This window comes from Methylobacterium sp. C25 (assembly GCF_021352225.1).
In the GTDB taxonomy this organism is placed as follows: Bacteria; Pseudomonadota; Alphaproteobacteria; order Rhizobiales; family Beijerinckiaceae; genus Methylobacterium.
Window position 1 is genome coordinate 1,181,476 of record NZ_JAAUVI010000001.1, and the last position, 11,921, is coordinate 1,193,396.

General features: G+C 66.5%; 11 protein-coding genes. 6 read left to right on the forward strand and 5 right to left on the reverse strand.

Going from position 1 to position 11,921, the window contains the following annotated elements:
• The first annotated feature begins 7 nt into the window (after nucleotides 1-7).
• From leuS to HCU64_RS05750, 4 genes are all read left to right on the forward strand, one after another.
• On the forward strand, nucleotides 8-2,599 hold the full coding sequence (leuS, locus tag HCU64_RS05735) for a leucine--tRNA ligase (RefSeq protein WP_233382774.1): 2,592 nt from the start codon (nucleotides 8-10) through the stop codon (nucleotides 2,597-2,599).
• 121 nt (nucleotides 2,600-2,720) lie between these two features.
• On the forward strand, nucleotides 2,721-3,284 hold the full coding sequence (gene lptE / locus HCU64_RS05740; protein WP_233382775.1) for an LPS assembly lipoprotein LptE: 564 nt from the start codon (nucleotides 2,721-2,723) through the stop codon (nucleotides 3,282-3,284).
• 9 nt (nucleotides 3,285-3,293) lie between these two features.
• Entirely contained in the window at nucleotides 3,294-3,764 is a 471-nt protein-coding gene (locus HCU64_RS05745) for a YaiI/YqxD family protein (protein WP_233382776.1), read from the forward strand.
• A gap of 67 nt (nucleotides 3,765-3,831) precedes the next feature.
• A complete protein-coding gene (locus HCU64_RS05750; protein ID WP_233382777.1) occupies nucleotides 3,832-4,071 on the forward strand; it encodes a hypothetical protein in 240 nt (79 codons plus the stop codon).
• Nucleotides 4,072-4,155: 84 nt separating this feature from the next.
• On the opposite strand, the gene HCU64_RS05755 is transcribed toward HCU64_RS05750, so the two are convergent.
• From HCU64_RS05755 to HCU64_RS05770, 4 genes are all read right to left on the reverse strand, one after another.
• Nucleotides 4,156-6,297 (reverse strand): sodium-translocating pyrophosphatase, encoded by a 2,142-nt coding sequence (locus HCU64_RS05755; RefSeq protein ID WP_233382778.1) that lies wholly within the window; start codon nucleotides 6,295-6,297, stop codon nucleotides 4,156-4,158.
• A 584-nt stretch (nucleotides 6,298-6,881) separates the two neighbouring features.
• A complete protein-coding gene (locus HCU64_RS05760) occupies nucleotides 6,882-7,238 on the reverse strand; it encodes a hypothetical protein (RefSeq protein WP_233382779.1) in 357 nt (118 codons plus the stop codon).
• Between the two features lie 85 nt (nucleotides 7,239-7,323).
• The gene (locus HCU64_RS05765; RefSeq protein ID WP_233382780.1) at nucleotides 7,324-7,539 is read right to left on the reverse strand and encodes a hypothetical protein; all 216 of its coding nucleotides are present in this window, start codon (nucleotides 7,537-7,539) and stop codon (nucleotides 7,324-7,326) included.
• A gap of 161 nt (nucleotides 7,540-7,700) precedes the next feature.
• Nucleotides 7,701-8,357: a TetR/AcrR family transcriptional regulator gene (locus HCU64_RS05770; protein ID WP_233382781.1), complete on the reverse strand. Its 657-nt coding sequence runs from the start codon at nucleotides 8,355-8,357 to the stop codon at nucleotides 7,701-7,703.
• Between the two features lie 125 nt (nucleotides 8,358-8,482).
• Here HCU64_RS05770 and HCU64_RS05775 point away from each other — a divergent pair, with 125 nt between their 5' ends.
• Nucleotides 8,483-9,718: an HlyD family secretion protein gene (locus tag HCU64_RS05775; RefSeq protein ID WP_233382782.1), complete on the forward strand. Its 1,236-nt coding sequence runs from the start codon at nucleotides 8,483-8,485 to the stop codon at nucleotides 9,716-9,718.
• Nucleotides 9,719-9,723: 5 nt separating this feature from the next.
• A complete protein-coding gene (locus tag HCU64_RS05780; protein WP_233382783.1) occupies nucleotides 9,724-11,325 on the forward strand; it encodes a DHA2 family efflux MFS transporter permease subunit in 1,602 nt (533 codons plus the stop codon).
• Nucleotides 11,326-11,338: 13 nt separating this feature from the next.
• Here the strand turns inward: HCU64_RS05780 and HCU64_RS05785 are convergent, their stop codons facing one another.
• Complete coding sequence (locus tag HCU64_RS05785) at nucleotides 11,339-11,818, reverse strand: hypothetical protein (protein ID WP_233382784.1); 480 nt, start codon at nucleotides 11,816-11,818, stop codon at nucleotides 11,339-11,341.
• Between the last annotated feature and the right edge of the window lie 103 nt (nucleotides 11,819-11,921).

Genomic DNA, 11,921 nt, shown 5'->3' on the forward strand with positions numbered 1-11,921 from the left:
CCAGCCCATGACCAGCACTTCCGCTCCCGATCGTCACATCGAGCGCTACAACGCCAAGGATTCCGAGCCGCGCTGGCAGCAGGCCTGGAACGAGGCGCATCTCTTCGAGACGAAGAACGAGGACGGCCGGCCAAAATACTACGTGCTCGAGATGTTCCCCTACCCGTCGGGGCGCATCCATGTCGGCCACGTGCGCAATTACGCGATGGGCGACGTGGTGGCGCGCTACAAGCGGGCGCGCGGCTTCAACGTGCTGCACCCGATGGGCTGGGACGCCTTCGGCCTGCCGGCCGAGAACGCCGCCATGGAGCGCAAGGTCAACCCGCGCGAGTGGACCTACGCCAACATCGCCTCGATGCGCACGCAGCTGCAGTCCATGGGCCTGTCGCTCGACTGGAGCCGCGAGATCGCGACCTGCGATCCGGACTACTACAAGCACCAGCAGCGGCTCTTCCTGGAATTCCTGGACAAGGGCCTCGTCTCGCGCCGCACCGCGAAGGTGAACTGGGACCCGGTCGACCACACCGTGCTCGCCAACGAGCAGGTCATCGACGGGCGCGGCTGGCGTTCGGGCGCGCTGGTCGAGCAGCGCGAGCTGACGCAGTGGTTCTTCCGCATTTCCGACTTCGCCGACGAGCTCTTGAGCGGCCTCGACGGACTGGAGCGTTGGCCGGACAAGGTCCGGCTGATGCAGCGCAACTGGATCGGCCGCTCCGAGGGCCTGGAGCTGCGCTTCGCGCTGGCCAAGCCGCCGGCGGGTGCCGAGGACGGCGTCACCGTGTTCACGACGCGGCCCGACACGCTGTTCGGCGCCCGCTTCCTCGCCATCGCCGCAGACCATCCGCTGGCCGCGACGGTCGCCGCCACGAATCCGAGCCTGCAGACCTTCATCGAGGAATGCCGGCGCATGGGCACGGCTCAGGCCGCGATCGATACGGCCGAGAAGCTCGGTTTCGATACTGGCCTGAAGGTCCGCCACCCCCTCGATCCGTCCTGGGAGCTGCCGGTCTACGTCGCAAACTTCGTGCTGATGGAGTACGGCACGGGTGCCGTGTTCGGCTGCCCGGCGCACGACCAGCGCGACCTCGACTTCTCGAACAAGTACGAGCTCGGCAACACGCCCGTGGTCTGCCCCGAGGGCCAGGATCCCGCGACCTTCACAATCACCGATACCGCCTATGACGGCGATGGCCGGATGATCAACTCGCGCTTCCTCGACGGGATGACGACGACGGAGGCCTTCAAGGCCACGGCCGATCGCCTCGAAGGCGAGGGCGTCGCGAAGCGCAAGATTCAGTTCCGGCTGCGCGACTGGGGCGTCTCGCGCCAGCGCTATTGGGGCTGCCCGATCCCGATCATCCATTGCGATGCCTGTGGGCCGGTGCCGGTGCCCGTCGCCGACCTGCCGGTCAAGCTGCCGCACGAGGTCTCCTTCGACGTGCCCGGCAACCCGCTGGAGCGCGACGCCGCCTGGCGCAACGTGCCGTGTCCCAAATGCGGGGCGGCGGCGCGGCGCGAGAGCGACACCATGGATACCTTCGTGGATTCGTCCTGGTACTACGCCCGCTTCACCGCGCCCTGGCTGCAGGACGCGCCGACCGATCGCGGTGCCGTCGACCATTGGCTCGCCGTCGACCAGTATATCGGCGGCATCGAGCACGCGATCCTGCACCTGCTCTATTCGCGCTTCTTCATGCGGGCGATGCGCGAGACCGGCTGGGCCGGCGTCTCCGAGCCCTTCGCCGGCCTATTCACCCAGGGCATGGTCGTCCACGAGACCTACAAGGATGCAGCCGGCGCCTGGGTGCTGCCGGCCGACGTGCGACTCGAGAACGAGGGTGGCAACCGCCGGGCCTTCCACATCGGAACGGGCGCCGAGATCACCATCGGCTCCATCGAGAAGATGTCGAAGTCGAAGAAGAACGTGGTCGACCCCGACGACATCATCGCGAGCTACGGCGCCGACACCGCCCGCTGGTTCGTGCTCTCCGACTCGCCGCCCGAGCGCGACGTGATCTGGACGGAGGAGGGCGTGCAGGGCGCGCACCGCTTCGTGCAGCGTGTCTGGCGCCTCGTGAACCTCGCTGCTGCCTCCGACGGCCAGACGCAATCGGCCGACGCGGCCCTGCGCAAGGCGGCCCACAAGGCGCTGGCCTCGGTGGAGGAGGATGTCGAGCGGCTGCGCTTCAATCGCTGCGTCGCGCATATCTACACGCTGGCCAACGCCCTCGACGAAGCGCTACGCGCTGGTACGACCCGAGGCGCAGCGGATGAGGCCGCCGGCATCCTGGTGCAGCTCATCGCGCCGATGATGCCGCATCTCGCTGAGGAGTGTTGGCAGGCGCTGGGCCGCGCAGGGCTGGTGGCCGAGGCGTCGTGGCCGGAGGTCGAGCGGGCGCTGCTCGTCGAAGACGAGATCACGCTGCCGGTTCAGATCAACGGCAAGAAGCGCGCGGACGTCACCGTGCCGGCGAAAGCCGACAAGGCCGCCGTCGAAGCAGCGACCTTGGCCGACGAGGCCGTTCAGAAGGCGCTCGAAGGCCGTGCGCCGAAGAAGGTGATCGTCGTGCCGGGGCGGATCATCAACCTCGTGGTGTGAGGCCTTCGCTTCACCCCACTCTCGCCGCAGACGAAGCGTAAACCATGCTCTGTCAGGCTGATGACCGGGTACGGCCAATGCCGTACAAGCTTAGGCGTAAGAGTCGGGGCAACCACTGGCGATGATGCGGTTCGGGACACGAGAGGCGGCCTCCCGTCTTGTGCGGCTCTCCCTGGTGGCTGGCCTCGCGCTGAGCGTCTCCGCTTGCTTCCGTCCTCTCTACGGGCCGACGGCCTCCGGCGAATCGATGCAAGTGGCGTTGGCTGCCGTGCAGGTCGACGACGTCGTGATGGCGCAGGACCAGGAACGGCTTGGCCACTACCTGCGCAGCGAACTGATCTTCGCCCTCGACGGATCGGGGCAGAACGCGACTCCGAAGCGCTACAAACTCAAGCTTCAGGGCAGCGAGACGGTGACGACGCCGATCGTCTCCTCGACCACGGCCCGCGCCGAGGCCGGCACCCTGATCGGAACGATCAACTTCTCGCTGGAGAGCCTCGACGGCCGCAAGGTCATCACCGACGGTGTCGCCACCTCGACCGCGACCTACGATCGCTCGACGCAGCGCTTTGCCTCGCTGCGCGCTGCGCGCGACGCCGAGATCCGGCTCGCCAAGGTGCTCTCCGACCAGATCAAGACGCGCATCGCCTCGGTGCTCGCGGTGATCAAGCCCTCGGGCTCCTGACGCTTCCTCATGACCCTCGCGCCGATCGCGATCTACGTCGACGCGGATGCCTGCCCGGTCAAGGACGAGACCTTTCGCGTGGCCGCGCGCTATGGGCTGCACGTCTACGTCGTCTCGAACAGCTTCATGAACCTGCCGCGCGAGCCCTGGATCGAGCGCGTCGTGGTGAGCGACGGCTTCGATGCGGCCGACGACTGGATCGCCGAACGGGTCGGTCCTGGCGCGATCGTGATCACCGCGGACGTGCCGTTGGCGAGCCGCTGCGTGAAGGCTGGCGCATCGGTGCTGGCACCGACCGGAAAGCCCTTCACGGATTCCTCGGTCGGCATGGCGCTCGCGACTCGTAACCTCATGCAAGATTTGCGAGAATCTGGCCTGATCACCGGAGGCCCGAAGCCGTTCTCGCGGCAGGACCGCTCGGCCTTCCTCGGAGCGCTCGACCGCGCCGTGGTCAGGCTGCGCCGCGAGCGGGGCCTCTGAAAAAGCCCGGAACGCTTCCGCTCGCTGTGCCGTTGCTTGCGCGACCTAGCCTTCCCTGGAGGAAAGAATGCGCAACCATCTGATCATCGCCGCGTCCGCCCTGACGCTGTTCAGCGCGGCGGCCGTACAGGCGGAGACCACCGTGATCCATCGCGATGCGCCCGACACCGTCGTGGTCGACCGCCCCTCGACCGAGTCGAAGTCCGTCACGGTCAAGGATCATGGTGATGGCTGTGTTTCGAAGACTGTGCGCAAGGAGAACGACGAGGGCGACTCGAAGACCGTCCATAAGGAAAAGTGCGACTGATCTGTCGCGAATCTGCGCCCAAATGAAAAACCCGCCCCGGTGCTGCCGGGGCGGGTTTTTTTTGTCCGAAGCTTCGTCGTGCGATCAGTGATGCGCCAGGATCGCCAGCAGCAGCAGGGCGATGATGTTGGTGATCTTGATCGCCGGGTTCACGGCGGGGCCAGCCGTATCCTTGTAGGGGTCGCCGACGGTGTCGCCGGTGACCGAGGCCTTGTGCGCCTCGGAACCCTTCTGGTGGGTGACGCCCTTGTCGTCGGTGAAGCCATCCTCGAAGGACTTCTTGGCGTTGTCCCAGGCACCGCCGCCCGAGGTCATCGAGATCGCGACGTAGAGTCCGGTGATGATCACGCCGAGCAGCATCGCGCCGACGGTCGCGAAGGCCTGGCTCTTTCCGGCGATCGGCTGGATCAGGAAGAACAGCACGATCGGCGAGAGCACCGGCAGCAGGGACGGGATTACCATCTCCTTGATCGCGGCGCGGGTGAGCATGTCGACCGCGCGGCCGTAATCGGGCCGGTCGCGGCCCTCCATGATACCGGGCTTCTCCTTGAACTGGCGGCGCACTTCCACGACCACCGAGCCGGCGGCGCGGCCGACCGCGGTCATGGCCATGCCGCCGAACAGGAAGGGGATCAGGCCGCCGAGAAGAAGGCCGACGACGACGTAGGGGTTGGAGAGCGAGAAATCGACGCTGACGCCCTTGAAGAAGGTGTACTTGTCGGAATTCGCGATGAAGTAGTTCAGGTCCGAGGTGTAGGCGGCGAACAGCACCAGGGCGCCGAGGCCGGCGGAGCCGATCGCGTAGCCCTTGGTGACGGCCTTGGTGGTGTTGCCGACGGCGTCGAGAGCATCGGTGGCCTTGCGCACCTCGGAGGGCAGACCTGCCATCTCGGCGATGCCACCGGCATTGTCGGTGACCGGGCCAAAGGCGTCGAGCGCCACGATGAATCCGGCGAGCGCCAGCATCGCGGTGACGGCGATGGCGATGCCGAACAGGCCGCCGAGCGCGTAGGTCGAGATGATGCCCGCCACGATGACGATCGCCGGCAGCGCCGTCGATTCCAGCGAGACGGCCAGGCCCTGGATCACGTTGGTACCGTGGCCGGTAACCGAAGCATTCGCGATCGACTTCACCGGCCGGAAGTTGGTGCCGGTGTAGTACTCGGTGATCACCACGATCAGAGCCGTGATGGCGAGCCCGATCACCGCGCAGCCGAACAGGCCGCCGGAGGTCAGTGTCTGGCCCGTGCCGGTGGTGACCGCCGTGCCGAAGCCGCCGAACATGGCGAAGTTCACGATGGCGATGGCGACGACCGAAAGCAGGCCAGAGGCGATCAGGCCCTTGTAGAGAGCGCCCATGATCGACTGGTTGGCGCCGAGCTTCACCGCGTAGGTACCGGCGATCGAGGTGATGATGCAGGCCGCACCGATGGCGAGGGGGTAGAGCATCATGGTTTCGAGCACCGGCTGGCCGGCGAAGAAGATCGCGGCGAGCACCATGGTGGCGACCACGGTGACGGCGTAGGTCTCGAACAGGTCGGCTGCCATGCCGGCGCAGTCACCGACGTTGTCGCCTACGTTGTCGGCGATGGTGGCGGGGTTGCGCGGATCATCCTCCGGGATGCCGGCCTCGACCTTGCCGACGAGATCGCCGCCGACGTCGGCACCCTTGGTGAAGATACCGCCGCCGAGGCGGGCGAAGATCGAGATCAGCGAGGCGCCGAAGCCAAGCGCCACGAGGGCGTCGATGACCTCACGGCTGGCGGGCTCCAGGCCGGCACCGCGGGTGAGATAGGTGTAGTAGATCGCGACGCCGAGGAGCGCGAGGCCAGCCACCAGCATGCCGGTGACGGCGCCCGACTTGAAGGCCACGTCGAGGCCGCCGCCGAGCGAAGTCGTCGCGGCCTGGGCGGTGCGGACGTTGGCACGGACCGAGACGTTCATGCCGATGAAGCCGGCCGCTCCCGAGAGCACCGCGCCGATCAGGAAGCCGACGGCGACCTTGATGCCGAGGAAGTAAGCGAGACCTGCGAAGAGAACGATGCCGACGATGCCGATCGTGGCGTATTGGCGCTTGAGGTAGGCCTGGGCGCCTTCGGCGATGGCGCCTGCAATTTCCTGCATGCGAGCGGTGCCGGCGTCGCGTTTCATCACGTCTTGGATCGTGACGATGCCATAGGCGACGGCGCAAAGCCCGCCTAGGATGATCAGCAGCAATGCGGTCATTCTGTCGTCCTTGAGCTTTTCGTTCGTAGTTTCCGAGCCTGGCCAGAACGGCCAAGGGACGTTGCTCGGTGCAGGACGCTCCTCCCCGGAAGAGCAGGAATTGATTGCCAAACTTCAGCGTGAAGCGCAAACGCTCAGAGCCCATTCGCAGCACTTATTTTTGCGCTGCGCAAATCGTCAGCAACGTTGCCGCAGAATGAATTCAATTGTGCGACGCATCATTGATGTTCGCGATTGCAAAAACTGGAAACGATCTTGTTATCGTTCAAGGATTTCTGGATTTATAGCCAAGCTACATCGACCCGTTTCCGTGTTGATCGATTGAGCCTTTTCGTCGGCAATCAGACGTGCCTCACCTGCTTCGGCGGCTTGGCTGGTCACGCCAATGAACGATATTTCCGCGGTGATGGCTTCTTCCAACGTTCAAGGCGAAGGAGTGGCAGGTTCGACCTGCGAGGCAGCCCAGCTTAAGGGAGAAAGGGTCGCGATCTGCCAGGGAGACGGTCGCACGTCTCCTAGGCCGGCCCCACCGTCATGGCAGAGCCGCCGGCTCAGGGCGGCGGCTAAGACGGGGTATCGAGAATTCAGTGCAGCGGCGCGCGAAGGGCCGGTGCGAGGATCTGCTCGTTGACGTGGCGGCGCCGACCGAGGCCACCCTCGGACGCTGAGTCGTTGTAGTAATCGACGCCCGTGAGGCCGAAGCCGCCGCCATTCATCACGTGCGGCACGGGCACGGCGTTGACGATCCGCTCGCCTGGACCCGGCACCACCGCCCCAAGGGGGCGGCCGACGAACTGGGCGCGGCCTGGGTCGACCTCCAGCACTACCGGGCCGGCCGCGGCGGCGCGGTTCGCCCGATCGACTAAGGTCTCGGCCCGGACCGGGCTGGCAAGCGACAGGCCGATCAGGGCAGCGGCGGCGAAGAGGCTGGAATGCGACACGGGCTCGAGTCTCCGTCAGGCTGCATGCGAGTGAGAAGCGGAAACGCTCACCGCGGGTAAACGCTGCGAGCTCCGCTTCACCTTGTCAGCCCCGCGAATGCAGGACCACCGGCGCGTCGCGGTAGCGGGGCGCACAGTTCGACATGGCGGCATTGAGCGGCAGCCGTGTCGTCCCGCAATCGTAAGCCTCGGCGGGGGAGGGCGGCGGCACCGGATCGCGAGCGACGATTGGATGCGGCGCACAGGCCGTGACGGCGGCGCCCGCGAGGACGAGAGCGGCGGCCTGCATCAGACGACGCATGGTGACCTCGAATACCGGAATCGAGACCGACGGCATGCGCCGACGGCCGGAGATGGAGTGTAACCCTGCGAGCCATGGCTTCTGCTGACAAGCTTCGGCGTCGTCATAGCTACGCTTTAGGGGACCATGTCGCCCCTCGGCCACATGGTCGGCCGGATGCGTCAGGACGAGTACGCCGACAGAAAGACGCGCACAGCTTCTGCGATCTGATGCTTCATCTGGTCCTCCGTCGGCGGGTCGCCGGCGGCGAAAAGCAGCCGTGTGAGGAGGCCCGCCTGACACAGATGTAGGAAATGCTTCGCGGCGAGTTCGGTGTCGGCCGCCCGCAACCGGCCGGCTGCGACCTGCGCGTCGAGATAGGCGGTGAGCCGGTCGATCCCGCAAGCCGGACCGGCCTCGTAGAACGACCGGCCGAGATGCGGAAACTTCTCGGTGGCGCCGATCACCATCCGGATGGCCGAGACGTGGTTCGGTTTCGACATCTCGGTCAGATAGGTCAGGCCGAGTTGCGTCAGCACGCCGCCGACATCCGAGGTCTCGGAGTCGAGCTTGAACAAGGCCTCGGCGAGCCAGCGCTTCTCCTGGGTCGTGAGCGCTTCGAACAACGCGTCCTTGCTGTCGAAATAGACGTAGAGCGTCCCCTTGGAGACGCCGGCCGCCTTCGCGATCTCGCCCATGCTCGCGCCGTCGAAGCCCGAGGCGAGGAAGACGTCGCGCGCGCCATCGAGGATCTGGCGTCGCTTGTCCGTATCGGCCGGCGACGAAGCCGGGCCCGGCTGCGTCTTCGGATTCGCGAGACTGGTCGCCGAGGCGGTCATGTCACCCAACTCAATGCCATTGACCGAACGGTTCGGTCATCGTATTTATGGAGCCGGAGCGGTCGGGCGTCAACCTGTTCCGCGCGTTGACCGAACGGTTCGGTCAGTACAAGTCGGAGCCCGCGATGTCCCTTCGCGAAGACACCAACCGCCGGGATGACACCCGGGCCGACCCGGCGGACGAACTCGCATCGCCGATCGCGGCTGACGCTCAGCAACCGCCTGCTGTTTCGGCTTCGACCCTGCCGGCGACCTCGCCTGCCGCTGCACAGGCTCCCGTGACGCCACGCAAATCCCGCAAGAAGCTCGTGCTGCTGGCCATTCTCGCCGCAGCACTCGGCGGAGGCGGTTACGAAGGCTGGCAATGGTGGACCCTGGGACGGTTCTTCGTCTCGACGGACGATGCCTATGTCCAGGCCGATATCTCGGTGCTCGCTGCCAAGGTCTCCGGCTATCTCGATGCCGCGCCGATCGTGAACGGCCAGTCGGTGAAGAAGGGCGACGTGATCGCCCGCCTCGACGACGGTGACTACCGGCTCGCCCTCCAGGCGGCCAAGGACAAGCTCGCCACGCAAGAGAGCACCATCGCCCGCATTGGCCGTCAGGCCGAAGCCGCCCAGGCGCAGGTCGCGCAGAGCGTGGCTCAGGTCGAGGCCTCCAAGGCCGATGCGGTGCGCGCGGCGGCCGATTACCTCCGCTCGACCCAGATGCAGGCCGACTACGTCGCCAAGTCCAAGCTCGACCAGACCAAAGCCGACCGGGATCGCACGGAGGCCGCCGTGAAGGGCGCGCAGGCGGCCGTGATCGCGGCCAAGGCCAATGTCGACGTGCTGACCGCCCAGAAGCGCGAGGCCGAAAGCCTTGCCGGCGAGCTGCGCACGGCCGTCGACCGCGCTCAGCGCGACCTCGACTTCACTGTGATCCGCGCGCCCTTCGATGGCGTCGTCGGCAACAAGGCCGTGGAGGCTGGCGCCTATGTGCAGCCGGGCTCGCGTGTCGCCGCCCTGGTGCCGCTGCAGAGCGTGCGCGTCGATGCGAACTTCAAGGAGACGCAACTCGCCCATATGAAGCCGGGCCAGCCCGTCACGATCAGCGTCGATGCCTTCCCCGATCGCAAGATCACCGGCGAGGTCGAGTCCTTCTCGCCGGCCTCCGGCACGCTGTTCAGCCTGCTGCCCACCGACAACGCCACCGGCAACTTCACCAAGATCGTGCAGCGCCTGCCCGTCCGCATCCGCGTGCCGGCCGACGTGGCGCGCGAGGGGCTGCTGCGGCCGGGCCTGTCGGTGGTGGTGAAGGTCGATACCCGAGGACCGGACCAGACCCAGCCCGTCCGCACCGCCGAAGCCAAGCCCGAGTAAGCGCCATGGCCGCTACGGCCGCGATCTCTCCCTCGGCTCCGGGCCGGCCTGCTGCGCCGGCTCGCCCTGCCGACCCGCCCATCGACAAGCGCCGCATGGTGGCGTTCCTGTGCATGGTGTTCGGGATGTTCATGGCGATCCTGGACATCCAGATCGTCTCGGCCTCGCTCAACGAGATCCAGGCCGGCCTCGCCGCTTCCGGCGACGAGATCCCCTGGGTCCAGACCAGCTACCTCATCGCCGAGGTCATCTCGATCCCGCTCTCGGGCACGCTGTCGCGCGTGCTCTCGACGCGCTGGATGTTCGTGATCTCGGCCGCTGGCTTCACGCTGATGAGCCTGATGTGCTCCACCGCGACCTCGATCAACGAGATGATCGTCTGGCGCGCGCTGCAGGGCTTCATCGGCGGCGGCATGATTCCCACCGTCTTCGCCTCGGCCTTCACGATCTTCCCGCCCTCCAAGCGCGGCATTGTCTCGCCGATGATCGGCCTCGTCGCGACCTTGGCGCCGACCATCGGCCCGACGGTCGGCGGCTATCTCACCGACCTGTTCTCCTGGCACTGGCTGTTCCTGATCAACATCGTGCCGGGCATCTTCGTCACGGTGACGACTTGGCTGCTCGTCGATTTCGACGAGCCGAATCTGGGTCTGCTCGACAATTTCGACTGGTCCGGCCTCGCCTTCATGGCGGGATTCCTCGGCTGCCTCGAATACGTGCTCGAGGAAGGCCCCAACCACGATTGGCTTCAGGACGAGGCAGTCTTCATCTGCGCCGTGGTCTGCGGCGTCTCGGCCCTGCTGTTCTTCGCCCGCGTCTTCACCGCGCGCCAGCCGATCGTCGACCTGCGCGCATTCTCGGACCGCAACTTCGCTACTGGCTGCGTGGCGAGTTTCGTGCTCGGCATTGGCCTCTACGGGCTCACCTACCTCTATCCGGTGTTTCTGGCGCGGGTGCGCGGCTACTCGGCCTTGCAGATCGGCGAGACGATGTTCGTCTCGGGGCTGTGCATGTTCGCCACCGCGCCGATCGCCGGCCGCCTGATGGGTAAGCTCGATCCGCGGGTGATGATGGCGCTCGGCTTCTCGGGCTTCGCCCTCGGCACCTGGATCGTCACCGGGATGACCAAGGACTGGGATTTCTGGGAGTTGCTCTGGCCACAGGTTCTGCGCGGCTGCTCCCTCATGCTGTGCATGATCCCGATCAACAACGTGGCCCTGGGCACGCTGCCGCCTGACCGCATGAAGAACGCCTCGGGCCTGTTCAACCTGACGCGCAACCTCGGGGGCGCCGTCGGCCTCGCGCTGATCAATACGGTGCTCAACGATCGTTGGGACCTGCACCTCGCCCGGCTGCACGAGCGCGTGACCTGGGCCAACGCCGCCGCGGTCGAGCGGATGGCCTCGCTCCGGCAGAGCTTTTCCAGCTTCGGCAGCGCGGCGGACTCGATGGCGATCTCGTCGATGAACGCGCAAGTGCGCATCCAGGGCATCGTCATGGCGTTCGAGGACGTGTTCCTCGTGCTCACGGTCCTTTTCTTGGCGATGGCCTGCGCCACCTTCCTGATCCGCAAGCCGCGGGCCGGGGCAGGCGCCGGCGGTCACTGAGGGAAACGGGATCTCAGGCGGGTCGCCGGCTGAGCCGCGGCCGCCAGATCCCGAGCACGACGTTGACCGTCGCGATGGCGAGCAGCACCCAGAGGGTGTTGCGCTCCGGGCCGAGGGTTTGGGCGAGCATCGCTGGATCGACCTTGCCCACGAGCGCTCCAGCGCTGAGGTCCGCCTCCTGCTGCATCGGCCCGAGCACGCCGACGAAGCCGCTTTCGAAGACCAGGATGCCGGTGGCGGCCTTCAGCCAGGCCCAGCCGGCATTGTGAAAGCCGCGATTCAGCGCAATCGCGAGGAGGCCCGCGATCAGCGTCAGTCCGAGCGAGGGGAAGAAGATCCAGGTGGCAATGGCGCCCATGGCACCACGCATCGCGGCATAGGCGGTGAGATCGCTCACCGGCGGCATGGCGTTCAGCATGACGAGCAGGGACGCCATCGCCCCCATCAGCCCGATCGCCCCCATCGTGTGGAGGAATTTCAGTGAGCGCCGCACTGCGCCTCGCCAACCGGCCCGGAACGGGCGGGTCGTAGCTTAGCGCATCGCTCGCGACCGAGGTAGCCGACGGCCGCGCGTAACCATTTCGCAGGTGCAGCGT